General features: G+C 72.8%; 15 protein-coding genes and 1 pseudogene. 6 read left to right on the plus strand and 10 right to left on the minus strand.

What is annotated here, in order from left to right; genetic code table 11:
• The 3 genes and pseudogenes from JWR86_RS07840 to JWR86_RS07850 form a co-directional block, all read right to left on the minus strand.
• Window positions 1–670 (minus strand): annotated as a pseudogene (locus tag JWR86_RS07840) (hypothetical protein); the annotation flags it as partial.
• Window positions 671–697: 27 nt separating this feature from the next.
• Window positions 698–1,201 carry a histidine phosphatase family protein gene (locus JWR86_RS07845; protein ID WP_299563228.1) on the minus strand — a complete coding sequence of 168 codons (504 nt, stop codon included), beginning with the start codon at window positions 1,199–1,201 and terminating at the stop codon, window positions 698–700.
• Window positions 1,202–1,229: 28 nt separating this feature from the next.
• Window positions 1,230–1,571 (minus strand): hypothetical protein, encoded by a 342-nt coding sequence (locus JWR86_RS07850; protein ID WP_299563231.1) that lies wholly within the window; start codon window positions 1,569–1,571, stop codon window positions 1,230–1,232.
• Between the two features lie 200 nt (window positions 1,572–1,771).
• Here JWR86_RS07850 and JWR86_RS07855 point away from each other — a divergent pair, with 200 nt between their 5' ends.
• From JWR86_RS07855 to JWR86_RS07875, 5 genes are all read left to right on the plus strand, one after another.
• On the plus strand, window positions 1,772–7,030 hold the full coding sequence (locus tag JWR86_RS07855; protein WP_299563297.1) for an alpha-2-macroglobulin: 5,259 nt from the start codon (window positions 1,772–1,774) through the stop codon (window positions 7,028–7,030).
• 107 nt (window positions 7,031–7,137) lie between these two features.
• Window positions 7,138–9,156 carry a penicillin-binding protein 1C gene (pbpC, locus tag JWR86_RS07860; RefSeq protein WP_299563234.1) on the plus strand — a complete coding sequence of 673 codons (2,019 nt, stop codon included), beginning with the start codon at window positions 7,138–7,140 and terminating at the stop codon, window positions 9,154–9,156.
• Window positions 9,157–9,239: 83 nt separating this feature from the next.
• Window positions 9,240–9,716: a DUF4112 domain-containing protein gene (locus tag JWR86_RS07865; RefSeq protein WP_299563237.1), complete on the plus strand. Its 477-nt coding sequence runs from the start codon at window positions 9,240–9,242 to the stop codon at window positions 9,714–9,716.
• Window positions 9,713–10,144 carry a hypothetical protein gene (locus JWR86_RS07870; protein ID WP_299563240.1) on the plus strand — a complete coding sequence of 144 codons (432 nt, stop codon included), beginning with the start codon at window positions 9,713–9,715 and terminating at the stop codon, window positions 10,142–10,144. Before JWR86_RS07865 ends, JWR86_RS07870 begins: the two co-directional genes overlap by 4 nt.
• Window positions 10,145–10,152: 8 nt before the next feature.
• Window positions 10,153–10,614: a tRNA (cytidine(34)-2'-O)-methyltransferase gene (locus JWR86_RS07875; protein ID WP_299563243.1), complete on the plus strand. Its 462-nt coding sequence runs from the start codon at window positions 10,153–10,155 to the stop codon at window positions 10,612–10,614.
• A 6-nt stretch (window positions 10,615–10,620) separates the two neighbouring features.
• Here JWR86_RS07875 and JWR86_RS07880 read toward each other — a convergent pair whose 3' ends face one another.
• The 6 genes from JWR86_RS07880 to chpT all read right to left on the minus strand — a co-directional run bounded on the left by JWR86_RS07880 (window position 10,621) and on the right by chpT (window position 16,764).
• Complete coding sequence (locus JWR86_RS07880) at window positions 10,621–11,463, minus strand: protein-glutamate O-methyltransferase CheR (protein ID WP_299563246.1); 843 nt, start codon at window positions 11,461–11,463, stop codon at window positions 10,621–10,623.
• Complete coding sequence (gene cheB, locus JWR86_RS07885; RefSeq protein WP_366914569.1) at window positions 11,460–12,581, minus strand: chemotaxis-specific protein-glutamate methyltransferase CheB; 1,122 nt, start codon at window positions 12,579–12,581, stop codon at window positions 11,460–11,462. Before cheB ends, JWR86_RS07880 begins: the two co-directional genes overlap by 4 nt.
• A gap of 24 nt (window positions 12,582–12,605) precedes the next feature.
• Window positions 12,606–12,971 carry a response regulator gene (locus tag JWR86_RS07890; protein WP_299563249.1) on the minus strand — a complete coding sequence of 122 codons (366 nt, stop codon included), beginning with the start codon at window positions 12,969–12,971 and terminating at the stop codon, window positions 12,606–12,608.
• Between the two features lie 18 nt (window positions 12,972–12,989).
• Entirely contained in the window at window positions 12,990–13,466 is a 477-nt protein-coding gene (locus JWR86_RS07895) for a chemotaxis protein CheW (RefSeq protein WP_299563252.1), read from the minus strand.
• A complete protein-coding gene (locus JWR86_RS07900; protein ID WP_299563255.1) occupies window positions 13,463–16,000 on the minus strand; it encodes a hybrid sensor histidine kinase/response regulator in 2,538 nt (845 codons plus the stop codon). Before JWR86_RS07900 ends, JWR86_RS07895 begins: the two co-directional genes overlap by 4 nt.
• Before the next feature lie 122 nt (window positions 16,001–16,122).
• Window positions 16,123–16,764, minus strand: a complete 642-nt coding sequence (gene chpT / locus JWR86_RS07905) for a histidine phosphotransferase ChpT (RefSeq protein WP_299563258.1) — start codon at window positions 16,762–16,764, stop codon at window positions 16,123–16,125.
• Window positions 16,765–16,869: 105 nt separating this feature from the next.
• Here chpT and JWR86_RS07910 point away from each other — a divergent pair, with 105 nt between their 5' ends.
• Complete coding sequence (locus JWR86_RS07910; protein ID WP_299563261.1) at window positions 16,870–17,694, plus strand: 3'(2'),5'-bisphosphate nucleotidase CysQ; 825 nt, start codon at window positions 16,870–16,872, stop codon at window positions 17,692–17,694.
• A 1-nt stretch (window position 17,695) separates the two neighbouring features.
• On the opposite strand, the gene JWR86_RS07915 is transcribed toward JWR86_RS07910, so the two are convergent.
• Window positions 17,696–18,178, minus strand: a complete 483-nt coding sequence (locus JWR86_RS07915; protein ID WP_299563264.1) for a YHS domain-containing (seleno)protein — start codon at window positions 18,176–18,178, stop codon at window positions 17,696–17,698.
• Window positions 18,179–18,310 lie beyond the last annotated feature (132 nt).

Raw genomic sequence — 18,310 nt, forward strand, 5'->3', positions numbered from 1 at the left:
GCGCGAGGTCCGGCACCCGGAAGGTCGGCATGGCGGCGAGCGGCACGCGGGACACGCCGCCCCCACCGCGCCTGGGTGCGGCCGCCGCCGCTCGGCGGGGCTGGGCCGTCCCGGTGCGGCGGGCGCCCTGGCGCGCCAGAAAGCGGGCCCGCAGGGTGTTGCCGAGGCCGCCGATGGCGAGGCGCAAGGACGAGCCGGAGGCCGATCCGATCCGGCATTCCGCCGGGGCCCAGCGGCGCACGATGTCGAGGGCCGAGCGCCGCCCGAGCGAGACATAGTAGGTGCGCAGCAGCGCCGCGGCCGCGTCGGCTCCCGCTTCGGTGGACGCAAAGGCGGTGTGGCCCTCCTCGTCGGCGCCGATCTCGCCTGTCCAGCGCGCGCTCTTGATGCACCACGGATTGTTGAGCTTGACGCAGCGGGTCACGATGGGCCGGCCGGAGGCGAACACCGAGGCCGCGATGGCCAGCGGCGCCGGCTCCAGCGTAGCCCGGGTGGCATGGCGCCAGTTCGTCACGGAGCGGTCCTCGGGGCGATACACGGCAGCCGGGGCCGACGCCGCGGCGCCCGGCCAGCCGAACGGCCATAGCGGCACGCGCCCGAGCGCCGCCGCCCCGTCCTGCACGGGCCCGAGCAGGATCGCGGTCACGGCGATGGCGGCCGCGGCGATCACGCCCGGGCGCGGCCGGAGACGGGCCGGTCAGGCATGCTGCCCGGCTCCAAGCGTCGCGGGCGTCTGGAAGCTCTCGATCCGGCCCTGTCCGGCCCGCAGCTCGCGCCACGTCCGGATCGGCAGCGCGATCTCGACCAGCGCCGCCGTCGGCAGGCCGGCCTGGGCCGGACCGGGATCGGCCGGCAGGGTGAGCGCGAGTTCCTCGAGGCCCGGATTGTGCCCGACCAGGACGACGCTGGCGACCTCGTCCGCGAGGTCCTGCAGCACGGCCATCAGATCCTCCCGCGAAGCCTCGTAGATGGCGTCCACATGGCGCACCGGGACGGCCCCGAACCCGGCCAGGGCCCATGTCTCCCGGGTCCTTGCCGCCGGGGACACCAGGGCGAGGTCGGCCGAGAGCCCGCGATCGGCCATGTGCCGGCTCAGCGCCTGCATATCGCTCCGGCCGCGCTCGGCCAGGACGCGGCCGAAATCGTTGCCGCTCGACTTCGCCACGGCCTTGGCGTGCCGAAGGATGATCAGCCGCTTCATCCTGGTCTCCGGTTCCGGGCGTCCACCCTCAGCGTGCCCGGCTCTGCACCGCCCGACGGGCTGCCGGACGCCGCACGGCCTTTCGGGCAGCTGCCCGCCGCCGCGCCGCAACCCGAGGCCCGACGCTGCCGGTCACCTGGCCGGGCGCGCCGTAAGGATAGGGCCGCTCGACCCCGCCATAGAACCCGTAGGACGGCCGAAAGGTGGTTTCGGGCCGGTAGGCCGGACCCCAGCCGAAGCCGTCGTCATTGTAGCCGTCTTCCGCCCCAAACCAGCCGGAGGCGGGCGGATTAAACTGGGCCAGCGCCGGAGCGGCGCCGAGCAGAAGGGCGGCGGCCACTCCGAGGCGGGCCAGCGCGGCTGGGGTCATAGCCGGATCTCCAAGAGCGGGGCTCAACGCCCGGCCGGCCGGTCCGGTTCGGGGGTTCCGGCGCTCTGTCTCGACGAGGCCTCTGGCCCGCTCCCGCCTGCGCGGTTCGGCCGCAACTCCGCCTGTATGCCGCCACGTTCCAAGATATACGCTCAAGCTTCCTTCTGCGCCGGATGGGCGCGGCCCGGACGCCTCCCATGATGCGACATCTGATCCGCTCTCTCGCCCTCGCGGTGGCCCTGGCGGTGGGAGCAACGGCAGCCTCTGCGCAGCCGCAGACCAAGACGTTCCTGCGCGAGGATCTGGCGAGCGAAGGCATCCGCCTCGAGGAGACGCTGCGGCGCGAAAGCGGCGGCCGCGGCGCGGCCTCTCCCGCCCAGGCGCGGCGCGACGGCGAATCCGCCCTCGTCCGGGGCGATGCCCGGCGCGCGCTGGCCCTGTTCACCGGGGCGGTGGTGGCCGAACCGCGGCTCGGCCAGAACTGGGGCGGCTACGCCCGGGCCGCCAAGGAGATCGAGGGCAAGGATTTCAGCGAGCGCTGGCTGCTTCAGGAGCGCGCGACGGCGGCCGCCTACGTGGCCTACCAGCGTTCCGGATCGCGGGCCGAGGAGGCGGCGTCCCTGGCGCTGCTTGGCGAGATCTATGGCCTGCGCGAGGTCTGGCGGCCGTCGCTCGACGCCTACCGGGCCAGCCTGGCGCTGGTGGACGACGCGGCCGTGCGGTCGACCTACGAGGAGCTGCGGGCCAAGCACGGCTTCCGCATCCTGTCCTACAAGGTGGATTCGGATTCGGCCTCGCCACGGGCCTGTTTCCAGTTCTCAGAAGCGCTCGCCGGCGGCAAGACGGATTTCGCGCCCTTCGTGGCGGTTTCGGGGGCGGCCAATGCGGCGGTCACCACGGAGGGCCAGCAGCTCTGCGTCGACGGTCTGCGCCACGGGCAGAAATACGCCGTGGTGCTTCGCCAGGGTCTGCCCTCGGGCGTCGGCGAGGCGCTGCTCACCTCGGCCGATTACGACATCTATGTCCGGGATCGCTCGCCCCAGGCCCGCTTCTCCGGCCGCAACTACGTGCTGCCCCGGACCGGCCAGGAGGGCATCCCGGTCGTCAGCGTGAACACGCCCGAGGTGCTGATCGACGTCTACCGGATCGGAGACCGCAACCTCCTGTCGGCCTTGCGGTCGGACGATTTCATGACCCAGCTGACGCGCTCCTCCGCCCTGAAGCTCGCCCGCGAGCAGGGCGTGAAGGTGTGGTCGGGCTCCCTCGCCACCGCGAGCGAGCTCAACCGGGACGTCGTCACCGCCTTCCCGGTGCTGCGCGCCGTCGAGAAGGTCGAGCCCGGCGTTTATGTGATGACGGCCCGCACGCCGAACAGCGAACGGGACAGCACGCCGGACGACCAGGGCGAATACGACGAGACGCGCCGGGCCACGCAGTGGTTCGTGGTGTCCGATCTCGGCCTCACGGCGATGAAGGGCCAGGACGGCATCCATGTCGTGGTGCGGTCGCTGGCTGACGCGCGGCCGCTGTCCGGGGTCGAGCTCCGGCTCGTCGCCCGCAACAACGAGATCCTGGCCACCCGGACCACGGACGCGGCCGGCCGCGCCAGCTTCGATCCGGGCCTCGCCCGCGGCGAGGGCGGGCTCGCGCCCGGCGTGATCGTGGCAGCGGCGGGGAGCGCCGGCGCGGGCCTCGATTACGGCTTCCTGGACATGGGCGGGGCGCCCTTCGACCTCACCGACCGGGGCGTGAAGGGGCGCGTGGTCACGACCGCGCTGGACGCCTTCGTGTTCACCGAGCGCGGCGTGTACCGGTCGGGTGAGACGGTGCAGCTCACGGCGCTTCTGCGGGACCGGACTGGAACCGCCATGGCCGGCCCGCCCCTCACCCTGGTGGTGCGGCGGCCGGACGGCGTGGAGCACCGCCGCGAGCAGGTGGCCGACCAGGGCCTGGGCGGCCGCAGTTCCTCGCTGCCGCTCCTGAACGGCGCCATGCGGGGCACTTGGCGCGTCCAGGCCCATCTCGATCCCAAGGCCCCGGCCATCGGCGAGGCCACCTTTCTGGTCGAGGATTACGTGCCCGAGCGGCTGGAGCTCACGCTGGCGCCCACAAGCTCGGCACTGCGGCCGAACGAGCCGGCCCGGATCGACCTCGCGGCCCGCTACCTCTACGGCGCGCCGGGTGCGGGGCTCGAGGTCTCGGGCGAGGTCACGGTGCAGGCCGCGGCCCGGAGCCCCGTCCGTGGTCTCGACGGGTTCGAAACCGGCCTCGCGGACGAAGAGGTCTCGGCCTCCACCGTGGAGCTGGAGGAGAAGAGCACCACCGGGCCGGACGGCCGCGTCACGGTCACGGTGCCGATCCAGGCAGTCGCCGCGCCGCGCCCGACGGAGGCCCGGGTGACGTTGCGCGTGGCCGAGCCGGGCGGCCGCGCGATTGAGCGCAGCGTGACTCTGCCGATCCTGCCCGAAGGACCGGTGCTCGGGATCCGCAAGCTGTTCGGCGGCGACCTCGCCGATGGCGGCACGGCCGCGTTCGACGTGGTGCTGGCGCAGCCGGACGGAACGCGGCTCGCCCGGCCGAATGTCGGCTGGTCGCTGTACCGGGTCGAGCGCAGCTACCAGTGGTTCAACGCGGACGGGCGCTGGGGCTACGAGCCCGTCTCCTCGACCCGCCGGGTGGCCGATGGCCGGCTCGACCTCCGGCCGGACGCGGCCTCCCGCATCTCGGCGCCCGTCGGCTGGGGCAGCTACCGGCTCGACGTCTCGGCCGATGGGCTCGCGACGGCCCGAACGTCCATCGCGTTCTCGGTCGGGTTCTCGGGCGAGCAGACGGCGGACACGCCGGACCTCCTCGAGGTGACGCTGGACAAGGGCTCCTACCGGGCGGGTGAGACCCTGCAGGCCCGGATCAAGCCGCGCGCGGCCGGCCGTGCCACCCTGGCCGTGGTGACGGACGGCGTGCAGGAGTGGCGCGAGATCGACCTCCCGGCCGAGGGCGCGACCGTGTCCATGCCGGTGAAAAGCGAGTGGGGCGCGGGCGCCTACTTGGCGGCCACCGCCTACCGGCCACTGGACGGGGCGAGCCGGCGCATGCCCGGCCGGGCGCTCGGCGTGGCCTGGTTCGCGATCGACCGTGAGGCCCGCAAGCTCGATGTGAGCCTCGACCTGCCCGGGACGATGCGGCCCCGCGGCACCCTGGCGGTGCCGGTGAAGCTCGCCGGCCTGGCGCCGGGCGAGGAGGCCTATGTCACGGTCGCGGCGGTGGACCTCGGCATCCTCAACCTCACCCGCTACGTGACCCCCGATCCGGCCGGGCATTTCTTCGGCCAGAAGCAGATGGGCGTCGAGTTCCGCGACCTCTACGGCTACCTGATCGACGGCATGCAGGGCACGGCCGGCCAGATCCGCTCGGGCGGCGATGCCGGCCCGGGCGCGCTGAACGGCGTGCCGCCGACCCAGGAGCCGCTGGCCCGCTATTCCGGGGTGGTGAAGGTCGGGCCGGACGGCACGGCCCGAGTCGAGTTCGAGATCCCGGCCTTCAACGGCACCGTCCGGGTGATGGCGGCGGCCTGGACGCGGAGCCGCGTCGGGTCGGCCGAAACGGACGTGGTCGTGCGCGACCCGGTGGTCGTGTCCGGCACCCTGCCGCGCTTTCTGAATGTCGGTGACCGCTCGCGGCTGCGGCTCGACCTCGACAATGTCGAGGGCGTGGCCGGCGATTACACCGTGGAGATCGACATCGCCGGGCCGATCCTGGCCGAAGCCGACGCGCTGCGGCGCCCGGTCCGGCTCGCGGCCGGCGCCAAGGGCTCGGTCACGGTCCCGATCGCGGCGGCGGGGTTCGGCGACGCCGTCCTGACCGTCAGGCTGACCGGACCGGATACGGAGCTCGACCAGCGCTTCGCCATCCGGATCCAGCCCGGCACGGGTTCTCTGGTGCGCCGCACCGTGCGACCCCTCGAGCCCGGCGGCACGGCCCAGATCACGCCGGACCTCCTGGCCGACATCCTGCCCGGAACCGGCACCGTGTCGGTCTCCGTGTCGCCGCTGGCCGCCCTGGACGTCCCCGGGCTGCTGCAGGCGCTCGACCGCTACCCCTATGGCTGCACCGAGCAGGTGGTGAGCCGGGCCCTGCCCCTGCTCTATGCCAACCGGCTCGCCACGGCCGAGCAGCTCGGCCTCGACGGCAAGATCGAGGACCGGGTCCGCACCGCGATCGGCCGGGTGCTGTCACGCCAGGATGCGAACGGCGCCTTCGGGCTGTGGAGCGTGGGCGGCTCAGACGACATCTGGCTCGACGCCTTCGTGGTCGATTTCCTGACCCGGGCGCGCGAGTTGCGCTTCGACGTGCCGCAGATCGCCTTCAATCTGGCGCTGGAGCGGCTCCGCAACTTTGTGGCCAACACCACCAATGTCGAGGGTCGGACCGGGGATCTCGCCTATGCGGTCTACGCCCTGGCCCGCAACGGCCGCCCCGTGGCGGGCGACCTGCGCTACCTCGCCGACACCAAGCTCGCGGCCTTCACGACCCCGCTGGCGCGGGCCCAGCTCGCCGCCGCGCTCGGCCTGATCGGTGACCGGGCCCGGGCCCAGACGGTGTTCGCCTCGGCCGTGGCGCTGCTGCGCTCGACCCGGGACGGCCCGGCCGGGCGCCAGGATTACGGCACGCGGCTCAGGGACGGGGCCGGGCTGATCGCGCTGGCGAGCGAGACCGGGGCCGGCCGTGACGCGATCGCGCCCGTGGCCCGGGTGGTCGAGGAGGAGCGCGGCGTGCGCGGCTTCACCTCCACCCAGGAGAACGCCTGGATGATCCTGGCCGCCGAGGCCATGTCGCGGGAGGCGGGCGCGATCCAGGTCACGCTGGATGGGGCGCCGCATTCGGGCGCTCTCCTGCGCACCTTCGGCGGGCGCGCGCTGGACCGGGCGCCGGTCCGGATCGGCAATGCCGGCACGGCCACGGCCGAGCTCGTCGTGTCGGTGGCCGGGAGCCCGATCGGACCCGAGCCCGCCGCCTCGCGCGGCTACGGGCTGGAGCGGAGCTATTACCGGCTGGACGGCACCAAGGTGGAGCTCGACCGGCTGCAGCAGGGCGACCGGCTCGTGGCCGTGCTCAAGGTCACGGAGCCCCAAGCACTCCATGCCCGCGTGCTCCTGGTCGACCGGCTGCCGGCCGGGCTCGAGATCGACAACCCGAAGCTCGTGGATTCGGACACGGTCGCGGCGCTCGACTGGCTCAAGGTGGAGGTCGCCCCCGCCCATGCCGAATACCGCGACGACCGCTTCGTCGCCGCGTTCGACCGCACACCGCAGCAGCCGGCCTCCTGGCAGGTCGCCTACATGGTGCGGGCCGTCGCGCCGGGCCGGTACGTCCACCCGGCCGCGACCGTCGAGGACATGTACCGGCCGGACCGTTTCGGCCGCACCGCCTTCGGCTCGGTCGAGGTCACGGCCCGGCCGTGACCCGCCGGCCGCCCTCCCCGTCCTCCGCGGGGCGGACGCGGACGGGCCGCGGCCTCCGGCTGGCCCTCCTCGGCGCCGGGCTGCTGGGGACCCTGGCGGCGGCTGGGTTGGCCGGGCTCTGGCTGTTTGTCGCCTCCCTGCCCCCGCTCGACCTGACGGAGGCGACGCAGCGCTCCGTGACGGTGGTGGACCGTGAGGGCCGGCTGCTGCGGGCCTTCGCGACACGCGAGGGCCGCTGGCGCTTGCCGGTGGACACGGCCGAGGTCGATCCGCGCTTTCTGCTGATGCTCAAGGCCTATGAGGATCGCCGCTTCGACAGCCATGCGGGCGTGGACCTGCGGGCCCTCGCCCGGGCCGCGCTGCAGCTCGTCTGGCACCGGCGCGTGGTGTCCGGGGCCTCCACCCTCTCGATGCAGGTGGCCCGCCTGCTGGAGCCCGAGCCGGACCGCTCGCTGCAGGCAAAACTTCGGCAGATGGTCAGGGCGGTGGAGCTGGAGCGCCGGCTCGGCAAGACGGAGCTGCTCGATCTCTATCTCCGGCTCGCCCCCTATGGCGGCAATCTGGAGGGCGTGCGGGCCGCCGCGCTCAGCTATCTCGGCAAGGAGCCGAAGCGCCTGTCCCACGGCGAGGCTGCGCTGCTGGTCGCCCTGCCGCAATCGCCGGAAGCGCGCCGGCCCGACCGCTCGCCCGAGGGAGCTCGCCGCGCCCGCGACCGGGTGCTCGCCCGCGCGGCCGCCTCCGGTCTGCTCACGGCGGAGGAGGCGGCGGCCGCGAGGCAGGAGGCGGTGCCTGCTGCCCGCAAACCGTTCCCGATGTTTGCGGCCCACGCCGCCGAGCGCGCCGCCGCGGAGCGGCCGGCCGCGACGACCCATCGGCTCAGCATCGACCGGCGCCACCAGGCGGCGCTGGAAGCCTTGCTGGCGGAGCGGGTGCCGCGGCACGGGCCCGCCGTGTCGGGTGCCATCGTGGTGATCGACAACGCGACAGGCGAGGTGCGGGTGCGGGTCGGCAGCCCGGGCAAGCTGTCCGAGGAGCGCCGCGGCGCCCTCGACATGACGGCCGCTTTGCGATCGCCGGGCTCGGCCCTGAAGCCCTTCATCTACGGGCTCGCCTTCGAGAGCGGCCTCGCGCACCCCGAGACGCTGGTGGACGACCGCCCCTCCCGCTACGGCAGCTACGGGCCTGAAAATTTCGACCTCACCTACCAGGGCACGGTGACGGCGCGCCGGGCGCTGCAACTCTCGCTCAACGTCCCGGCCGTGGAGCTGCTGAACGGGGTCGGACCGGCCCGCTTCGTGGCCCGGCTGAGGCAGGCCGGCGCGCAGATCAGCCTCCCGGCAGAGGCCGCGCCCGGGCTCGCGGTCGGGCTCGGCGGGCTCGGGATCTCGCTCCTCGACCTGACGCGGCTCTATGCCGGCCTGGCGCGCGGCGGCACCGCCCCGGCGCTGGTGACGCGCCTGGACGGCGCCACGCCCGGCCGGGAGGGCCGCGTGACCGAGGCGGTTCCCGCCTGGTACGTAGCGGATATCCTGCGGGGCGCGCCCCCGCCGGACAGCGCCGCCGCGGGCCGCATCGCCTTCAAGACCGGCACCTCCTACGGCTACCGCGACGCCTGGGCGGTCGGCTTCGACCGCCGGGTGACGGTCGGCGTGTGGCTCGGCCGCCCGGATGGCGGCGCCGTGCCGGGCCTTGTCGGCCGGCTCGCCGCCGCGCCCATCCTGTTCGACAGTTTCGCCCGGCTCGGCATCGAGCCCGAGCCCGTTTCCATGCCGGCGGGGGCGCTCCTGGCCAGCACCGCCACCCTGCCCCCGCCCTTGCGGCACGTGCGGGCGGACGTGCCGAAGACCATCGCGGCGACCGTGCAGGCCCCGCTCCGCATCGCCTATCCGCATAACGGGTCGCGCGTGGATCTCGGCGCGGGCCGGGCGGGCGGGCCAGAGATGCCGCTGGCCCTGAAGGTGTCGGGCGGGCGGCCGCCCCTGACCTGGCTCGTCAATGGCGCTCCGATCGGCGAGCCCGACCCGCGCCGCAGCGCGAGCTGGCGCCCGGACGGCGCGGGCTTCGCCCGGGTCTCGGTGCTGGACAGCAATGGCGCCACCGACTCGGTCGTAATCAGGATCGAATAGCCGCGCTCGTCTTGTGTGGGGATCGGTGCAGAACCACATCCGCAGCCGTCGCGTTCCCTCTGCGACACCGGAGTTCCGAAACCATGGCCGCCCCCTACGCCACCTTCAACGGTCGCTCCTTCACGGGGCCCGCCGATCGTGACGAGACGCTGGCGCGGCTCGACGCGCTGTCGCGCCTTCTCGACAGCGCCTTCGTGGTGCCCGGAACCAATGTCCGCTTCGGCATCGACGGCCTGATCGGCCTCGTTCCGGGCATCGGCGATCTGGTCTCCTGCGCCCTGTCGAGCTACCTGATCTGGGAGGCGCGCCGCCTCGGCCTGCCCCGCTGGAAGATCGCCCGGATGATCGGCAATGTGGCTTTCGACACCGCCATCGGCGTGGTGCCCTTTGTCGGCGACGTGGCCGACGTGATGTTCAAGGCCAATCGCCGCAACATGCGGATCATCCGCGACCACATCGAAGCCGGCGGCGGCACCTTCCCGGCCGCCCGGCAGGGGCCGGGACCGGGCCGGCCGGGCGTGATCGACGCAGAATACCACGTGGTGGAGCGCGCGAAGTGACCCGCATCGTCTGGCTGTTCGGCTGGATCAGCGTCGGCATCTGGTCGCTCTTCTGCGCGCTGACCTATGGGCTGTTCGACCTGTTCGGGCGGTTCGTGGCCCGCAACGCCGACGCGTTTTCGTCCGACCCCCAAACCGTGGAATGGCTGTGGCGCACCCTCAACGTGCTGCACAGCCTGTCCACCGGGGCGATCGTGGTCGTGTGGGCCGTGGTGTCGCTCCTGATCCTGGCGGTGCCGTGGGTGATCGACCGCATGATCGGCCCGGCCAACCGGACCCCGGTGGCGGATCCGACCTTCCGGGGGCCGGCGCCCCTGGCGCGCGACGGCGGCGTGATCGACCTCACGCCCGACCAGTACAGCGTCGGACCGCGCCCCTCCGGCTCGCCCCATTCCGGCACCACGCCCCGCATCGTGCCCCGGACCTGACGGGCGCGATGCGGCTGGCCCTGTACCAGCCCGACATCCCGCAGAACGCCGGCACCATGATGCGCATGGCGGCCTGCCTCGGGGTCGGCGTGGACATCATCGAGCCGGCCGGGTTCGACAGCTCCGACCGGAACCTGCGCCGGGCGGGGCTCGACTACCTGCAGAGCCTGGAATTGGCCCGACATGCGAGCTTCCAGGCTTTCGAGGCCTGGCGCCGCAGCGAAGGCCGCCGCCTGGTGCTGGCCACCACGGCCGGCGCCCTGCCCTACCCCGACTTCGCGTTCAGGCCCGGGGACATCCTCATGGTGGGGCGGGAATCGGCCGGCGCGCCCGAGGAGGTGCACGCCCAGGCGGAGGCGCTGATCAAGGTGCCGATGCGGCCCGGCCTGCGCTCGCTCAACGTGGCCGTGGCGGCCGCCATGATCCTCGGCGAGGCGCTGCGCCAGCTCGAGGCCTGGCCGCGGGACTGACCCGGCTCAGCCCGCCTGCTTCAGGGGGAGGACGTCGCCCGGACGGCGAACGGAGAAGCCACGCGCCACCGGATCCGGCACGAGCGCGTCGCACCAGCCGGCCGCGCTCTCCGCGGAGCCGAGCAGCAGCACACCATCCGGCGCGAGACGTCCGGCCAAGCCGGTGAGGAGCCGCGTGCGGGTCGGCCCATCCAGGTAGATCAGCAGGTTGCGGCACAGCACCAGATCGAAGGTGCCGAGCGACCCGAGATCGTGCAGCAGGTTCAGGGTCCGGAACTCCACCGCGGCCCGCAACTCGGCCGAGGCGGTCCACCCCGCCTGGCCCTGGGTGAAGTGCCGCAACAGCATGCGGATCGGCAGCCCGCGCTGCACCTCGAACTGTGAATAGGTGGCGGCCCTGGCCCGCTCCACCGCGGCGGCCGAAAGGTCCGTCCCCAGGATGGACACCTTCCAGCCGGCAAGCGCGGGCGCCATGTCGGCCAGCATCATGGCCAGCGAATAGGCCTCCTGCCCGCTCGAGGCTGCGGCCGACCACAGCCGGAGTCTGCGGGTCCTGCTCCGGGCGGCGATCAGCTTGGGCAGAACGGCGGAACGCAGCGTCTCGAACACCGCCTTGTCGCGGAAGAACATCGTCTCGTGCGTGGCCATGGCCTCGACCACGGCCTGCCCGAGCGGTCCGTGCTCGGCCCCGATCAACCGCCGAACCAGGGCCTGCAGCGAGGGCAGGCCTGCGTCGCGCCACAGGGGCGCGAGCCGACTTTCGACGAGGTACTGCTTGTCGGCCCCGAGATCGAGGCCGGAGCGCTTGCGGAGGAAGCGCCGGAGATAGGCGAACTCGTCCCCTGTCACGCGACCGCTCGCGTCCAGGAACCGCCGGGCGTCGCGAACCGGGCCTCGATCGCGCCCGCGATCTCGCCGAGCGGCAGGACCTGGCGCGCCAGCCCGGCCTTGGCGACCGCGCCCGGCATGCCCCAGACCACCGAACTCGCCTCGTCCTGCGCCACGATGGCGGCGCCCAGGGCCGCCAGCCGGCGCGCGCCGTCCAGTCCGTCCGTGCCCATCCCGGTCAGGATCACGGCCATGGCGGCGGCGCCGTAGACCTCAGCAGCCTCGTTCAGCAGCACGTCCACGGACGGGCGGCAATGGTGCAGCGCCGGGCCGTCGTCCAGCCGCACCACCACGGAGGCGCCGTCGCTTCTCAGACCCATGTGACGCCCGCCGGGCGCCACGAAGACGCGGCCTGCCACGACGCGCTCGCCATCCCGGGCTTCGGCGGCCGCCAGGCCGGTCTCGGCCGCGATCTGCGCGGCGAAGACCGAGGTGAAGATCGGCGGCATGTGCTGGACAACCAGGATGGGCATCTCATGCGCGGCCGGAGCCAGGCTGCGCAGCACCTGGATCACCGCGCGCGGACCCCCGGTCGAGGCCCCGATCAGGACCGCCCTGGCCGGCACGGCGGCGCGAGGACGGAGGCGCGGCGGTCGCCATGCGGGCGAGGCGGCCGGTGCGGAGCCCGGCCGACCGACGCGGTGGCGCGCCGACAGCCCGTGCAGCTTGCCGACCAGCTCGTCCCGGAACGCCGCCGACGCCGTGAGATCGCGCGGCCCGGAGGGTTTCGGCAGGTAGTCGAGGGCGCCGAGCGTGAGGCAGCGCAGCGAGATCTCGGCATTGCGGCGGGTCAGGGTCGACACGACCACGACCGAGAGGCCCGGCCGTCGCCGCAGCAGCAGCGGCAGCGCCGCCACCCCGTCCAGCACGGGCATGTCGAGATCGAGCAGCAGAATGTCGGGCGCGACGGTGTCGACGAGGTCGAGCGCGACGCGTCCGTTTGGAGCGGTCCCGGCCAGAACCAAGCCCTGTTCGGCCGTGATCCAGCGCGAGACAAGGCCCCGGACCACAGCGGAATCGTCCACCACCATGACCCGCACCGGCCGGAGCGCGGCCGCAACCTCTCCGCAGAGAGGCACCGTCCCGCTCCCGCCGGCCCGGGCCTACACCACCCCGACCTCCTGGAGCTTCGCGGTCATGATGTCCCGGTCAAAGGGTTTCATGACGTATTCGTCGGCGCCGGCATGGAGGGCGCGGGCAATGTGGGCGACGTCGTTCTCCGTCGTGCAGAACACGACCTTGGGGCCCGTGCCGCCGGGCATGCGGCGGAGTTCCCGCAGGAACTCGTAGCCGTCCATCACCGGCATGTTCAAGTCGAGCAGAACCGCGTCCGGCATCTCTTCCCGGCAGAGGCTGAGGGCCTGCTCACCGTCCTCGGCCTCCGAGGTCCGCAGGGACAGCCCCTCCATGATGCGCTTGGCGACTTTCCGGATCACGGCGGAATCGTCGACGATGAGACAATGTTTCATGCGGGGGCTCCGGGGATGTCAGGCGGCCAGCGCCGCGCGGTCGGGGGCAAGCGCGGCCTCGACGTCCATGACGACGAGAAGCCGCGGGGAGAGCGGATGGATGCCTCGGCTGAGCTGCGCCCAGCGACGGTCGAGATGGACCGGATTGGGTTCGAGATCGGCGGCGGCGAGCTGCATCACATCGCCGACGGCGTCCACGATCAGCCCGAAGGACTCGCCCCGGTGCTCGATACCGACGGCGAGCCTGCGGGCCTGATCGGGCCGGGCCGGGAGGCCGAGGCGCTGCCGCATGTCCAGCATGGTCAGAACGCGCCCCCGGAGATTGACCAGACCCGCGATCTCCGGCGGGGCCAGCGGCACGCGCGTCAGGCACGTCACCACGAACACGTCGAGCACGTGCTCGATCGGAATGCCGAAGAGCTGGTCGCCGATCTCGACGGTCGCATACGTGGCCAGGGCCGCGGGCGGGTCGGCGGTGGCGTCGGGAGCCGTCATGCCGCGGCGTCCCAGGCAGTTTCGAATTCGGCCAGGGCCGCCAGGAGCCCGCTGCGGTCGAATTTGGACACCACATCGTGGATGCCCAGGCGCGCCGCGCGTTCCAGCATCTCGGGCCCGGCCGAGGAGGCCAGCAGGACGACCTGGGGCAGCCGCAGGCCCGGCTCCCGGCGCAGTTCGTCCACCAGGTCGAGCCCGTTCCGGTCTGGAAGGTCGAGATCGACCACGAGAGCGTCGGCAGGGCTCCGGGCCAGGCAGCGCCTCGCGGCGGCCGCGCTGTCCGCTGTCCGGACCGAGAAGCCGGCCGCCTTCAGGACCGGAACCAGCATGTCCCTGAAGAACGCGCTGTCGTCCACCAGGACCAGGGAGCGCCGGTCCTGGCCTGCGGCCCGGTGACCGCCGAGCCGGGGAACGTAATGGCCGATGTCGACGATCTCGGTGGCGACGCCGCGCACCAGCGCGCGGCCGACGAGGTCGGAACGGCCCGGGACCGGGTCGATGTCGAGCTCGGCATCCACCACATCGACGATCTCGTGGACGGCGAGGGCGAGGTGGCGTCCGCCTTCCTCGATGACGATCAAGGGCTGGGACCCCTCCCGCTTCAGCCCGTCCGGGCCGTCGATGGGCACCACGGGCATGAGACGCCCGCGATAGGACAGGGTCGGGCTGCCGCCCACCTCCTGAATGGTAGCCGCATCGACCTCCTCGAGGCGGGTCACCGCCGAGAGCGGCAGGGCCTTCAGCACGCGATGGCGCCCCCGGAACACCAGCAGGGTGACCCGTTCGGCGGCCTCCGCCAGCGCCTCGTCGGCGGACGGCAGCTCGGCCGGCCCGCGATTCAGGGCAGCGCCCGCCAATTGCGCGGCGCCGCCCGGGTCGATGATCAGGACAATGGCCCCGTCGCCCAGGATGGTGGTGCCCGAGAAGGCCGAGAGATGCCGGAGCCGGGACGACATCGGCTTGACGACGATCTCCTCCGTCTCGAGCACGTTGGCGACCAACAGCCCGAAGCGCTTGCGGCCGACCTGAAGCACCACCACGAAGTCGCCCCGCTCAGCGGCCCCATCGGCCGCGAGCCCGAGCAGCCCCGACAATTCGACCACCGGCAGGAGTTCGCCGCGCAGGCGCAGGAGCGCCGCACCGTGCAGCCGCTCGATCGCGGACTCGGAGCCGGTCTTCACATGCACCAGCTCCAGCACGGCGGTCTGCGGCAGCGCGAAACGCTGCCCGCCCGCCTCCACGATCAGCGATGCCAGGATGGCCAGCGTGAGCGGGATCTTGATCGTGAAGCGGGAGCCTCGCCCGGCCTCGGACGCGATCTCGACGGTGCCGCCCAGGGCCGCGATGTTGCTGTTCACGACGTCCATGCCGACCCCGCGGCCGGACACGGCGCTGACCTTGGCGGCGGTCGAGAAGCCCGGGTGGAAGATGAGCTTGGCGATCTGCTCCTCGCTCATCCGCTCGACGTCCTGGCCCGCCAGCAGGCCGAGATCGGAGGCGCGCTGCGCGATGGCGGCGTGGTCCAGCCCACCTCCGTCATCGGCGATCTCGATGGTGATCGAGCCGCCCTCCTGGACGGCGCTGAGGCGGATCGTGCCCTGCTGCGGCTTGCCCTGGGCGAGACGCAGCTCCGGAGTCTCGATGCCGTGATCGACCGCGTTCCGAACCATGTGGGTCAGCGGGTCGCGGACGAGTTCGAGCACCTGGCGGTCGAGCTCGGTCCCGGCCCCCGACATGACGAGTTCGACCCGCTTGCCGAGTTCGGGCGCGAGGTCGCGCACGATGCGGGGGAGCTTGGCCCAGGCAGAGCCGATCGGCTGCATCCGGGTCTTCATGATCCCGTCCTGCAGCTCGGCCGTGACATGCGAGAGGCGTTGCAGCGGAGCCTTGAAGGCGGCGTCGCCTTCGCTCCGCCGGGAGATGTCGAGGAGCTGGTTGCGGGTGAGGACCAGCTCCGACACCATGGTCATCAGGTGTTCGATGGTGTCCACCGCCACCCGGATGGTCTGCACGCGGCTGCTCGCGCCTTCGTCCTGTCCGAGGGGGGCCGGGAGGTCCGCCGCAAGAGGCGCAACGGGGCTCTCCCCGGGGCCGGACGCGGCCCGGAAGGCGCGGTCCAACTCTTCGGCCGAAACCGGCCGGGCGCCGCGCTCGTCCTGCTGCAGGCCCGCGGCCCGTTCCAGCTCCGCGATGATCTCGCCGTCCGACCCTGCCGGCTCCGCCGCCGCGCGGTCGAGCTCGGCCAGGATCAGCTTGATGCGATCCACCGTGGCCAGGATCAGCGTCACGGCTTCGCTCGTCACCGGCATCCCGTCCTGGAGCCGGCCCATCAGGCTCTCGGCCGCATGCGCCAGCGCCTCGAGCCGCGGCAGGCCGAGAAAGCCGCAGGTGCCCTTGATGGTGTGAACCAGCCGGAAGACGTTGCGCAGGATCGCATCGTCGCGCGGATTCTGCTCGAACCGGACCAGTTCCTGGTCCACGGTGTCGAGATGTTCAGCGGTTTCCGTGAGGAATTCCCGCAAGAGATCGTCCATGACGATCAGCGCGCCCGTTCGAACTCACCGGCGAGTCCGCGGGGACCTTGCAGGCCCGAGCGTTTACGTTCGGTTGAAGGATCCTTGCCGAATGATCGGACCGGGGCGGCCGCTAGGCCCGGTCAGGCGGCCCGGGCTCGGATCGTCACGGCGTCGTTCTCGATGGCGAGCGCGACGGTCATTCCGGCCTCCCGGGCGACCAGCCCCGTGTAATAGGGCTGGATCTCGTGGGCCGTGATGCTGCCGCCCTCGGGATCCCCGGCCAGAAGCGCTTCCGCATGCGGCGGGATGCGGGCGTTCATGCCCTTGGCGACGAGCGTGAAGGTCGAGGCATCGTCGTCCCCGTCCACGGTCACGTCGAGGGCGCCGCCCCGCGGAATGGCCGCAATGGCCAGCACGACGAGGTTGAGCAGGAGCTTCACCCGATTCTTGGGCAGAAGGGCGCGCGGCGCAGTCCAGGTCAGCGCAACCTTGTCGTCGCCGTACATGCCCTTGGCCACGGCCTCGGCGTCGCCGAGGTCGATCGCGGCCCCGGCCGAGCCGGCGGCCCCGAAGGCGAGCCGGGCGAATTGGAGCCGGGCGGATGCCTGGCGTGCGCTCTTTCGGATCAGATCGAGCGCGAATTCCTGCATGGAGGCGTCACCCTCCTCTTCCAGCACCTCGAGGCCGTTGACGATCGCCCCGACCGGGCTGATGACGTCGTGGCACACGCGCGAGCAGACGAGCGCGGCGAGGTCGAGAGGTTCCAGCGTGACGGCGGGCATGGACCGGCTCCAGCGAGAGGCAAAGGGGCCGTCGAATCGGCCGGGCGGAGCTGTTCCGATAACGGCGGCGCCGACGATTGAGAAGGGGCGCGGGTGGACGCGCCGATGAGCCGGGGCCGGCCGCACCTCGCCGACCCGGACCGCGCGGCCGCGATCCTGGCCGCCATCGCGGCGGAAGCCGGGCTGCTCCTGGCACAGATCGCGGACAGGAAGGCCGGCGCCGTCCTGAAGCCGGACGGGACGCCCTCGACCGCGGCCGATCTCGCCTCCGAACGTCTGATCCTGGACCGGCTCGCGGTTGCCTTCCCGGATATCCCGGTGGTGGCCGAGGAGGGCAGCGCGAGCCTCGCGGCCTCCGGATTGTTCTTCTTGGTCGATCCGCTGGACGGCACCCGCGACTACCTGTCGGGCGCCGGCGAGTATTCCGTGAACATCGCCGTGGTGGCGGACGGGCGTCCGCTCGCGGCCGCGGTCGCTGTGCCGACCCTCGGACGCGTCTGGGCGGCTGGAACCCGAGCTGTCGCGGCCCCGCTCGAGGCCGACGGCACACCAGGACCCTGGCGCGAGGTGCGGGTGCGCGATCCCGCTCCGGACGGCTGGGTCGCCCTCGGCTCGCGCCGCCACGGGGACCCCGAGACGGAGCGCTGCCTGGCCCGGCTCCCGGTGGCCCGCAGCGTCGCCGTGTCCTCGGCCGCGAAGTTCTGCCTGATCGCGTCCGGGGAGGCCGACATCTACGTCCGCTGCGGGCCGACCATGGAATGGGACACGGCCGCCGGCGACCACGTGCTCACCCGCGCCGGTGGCTCGGTAACCGGCCCGGACGGCCGGGCACTGCGCTATGGCCGCGCCGAGCGAGGCTACCGCAACACGGCCTTCGTGGCGCTCGGCGATCCAAGCCGGGTCGCGGAGGTCGCGCTGCCGCTGGGCTGAGTCAGCTCTGGACGAGTCTTGCCCTGACCCGGTTCCAGCCGCGCTCGGCGGCGCCGGCCGCGCCCTCGTCGTCGAGGAACCGGCGGCGGTTTTCGGCGGTGCGGAAAAAGTACAGCCGACCCTGCCGGATTGCGAACAGGAAGGGGTCGGGGGTGACCAGCCGGCCCGCCGCCGCCGCAAGCGCGTCATAGCCGCCGGCGCGGGGCAGGAAAGCTTCCGGCCGGCGCAGGAAGGCCGCGCGGTTCGCCGCGGAGCTGAACCGCCAGGCCAGTCCGGCGAAGACGGCCTCGTGCTGGGCGAGACCCGGCACGGGCTGGCCCTCGATCACGTAGGCGACTGGATCGAAGCCCGAGAGGGCGACGCCCGACAGGGCGTCGGAGGCGAACACCTCGGTCGCGCCGAGAACGACCGGCAGGCGGCCGGCGAGGGCCGGGGTGGCGAAGCCAAGCAGCAGCGCGGCCGCTGAGATCCTGAATAAGGACATCTTTAAGGATGCGAGCCTTAGCCTGACGTCGGGACGGCTTCTCTACATGACCTCCCCCGAACAGGACGTAAACGGCGGCCACCGACGTCCCGCGCCCTCGGCGCGCCCGGTCGGACCGGAAGGCCCCATTGT

Origin of the sequence: Enterovirga sp. (genome assembly GCF_028290205.1) — a bacterium.
Lineage (GTDB): Bacteria > Pseudomonadota > Alphaproteobacteria > Rhizobiales > Beijerinckiaceae > Enterovirga.

Excerpts from the sequence above, each read along its gene's own strand:
- chpT (WP_299563258.1), bottom strand. The coding sequence starts at position 16,764 with ATGCCCGCCGTCACGCTGGAACCTCTCGACCTCGCCGCGCTCGTCTGC.
- JWR86_RS07845 (WP_299563228.1), bottom strand. The coding sequence starts at position 1,201 with ATGAAGCGGCTGATCATCCTTCGGCACGCCAAGGCCGTGGCGAAGTCG.
- JWR86_RS07910 (WP_299563261.1), top strand. The coding sequence starts at position 16,870 with ATGAGCCGGGGCCGGCCGCACCTCGCCGACCCGGACCGCGCGGCCGCG.
- JWR86_RS07890 (WP_299563249.1), bottom strand. The coding sequence starts at position 12,971 with ATGAAACATTGTCTCATCGTCGACGATTCCGCCGTGATCCGGAAAGTC.
- JWR86_RS07865 (WP_299563237.1), top strand. The coding sequence starts at position 9,240 with ATGGCCGCCCCCTACGCCACCTTCAACGGTCGCTCCTTCACGGGGCCC.
- JWR86_RS07895 (WP_299563252.1), bottom strand. The coding sequence starts at position 13,466 with ATGACGGCTCCCGACGCCACCGCCGACCCGCCCGCGGCCCTGGCCACG.
- JWR86_RS07875 (WP_299563243.1), top strand. The coding sequence starts at position 10,153 with ATGCGGCTGGCCCTGTACCAGCCCGACATCCCGCAGAACGCCGGCACC.
- JWR86_RS07855 (WP_299563297.1), top strand. The coding sequence starts at position 1,772 with ATGCGACATCTGATCCGCTCTCTCGCCCTCGCGGTGGCCCTGGCGGTG.
- JWR86_RS07900 (WP_299563255.1), bottom strand. The coding sequence starts at position 16,000 with ATGGACGATCTCTTGCGGGAATTCCTCACGGAAACCGCTGAACATCTC.
- JWR86_RS07915 (WP_299563264.1), bottom strand. The coding sequence starts at position 18,178 with ATGTCCTTATTCAGGATCTCAGCGGCCGCGCTGCTGCTTGGCTTCGCC.
- JWR86_RS07850 (WP_299563231.1), bottom strand. The coding sequence starts at position 1,571 with ATGACCCCAGCCGCGCTGGCCCGCCTCGGAGTGGCCGCCGCCCTTCTG.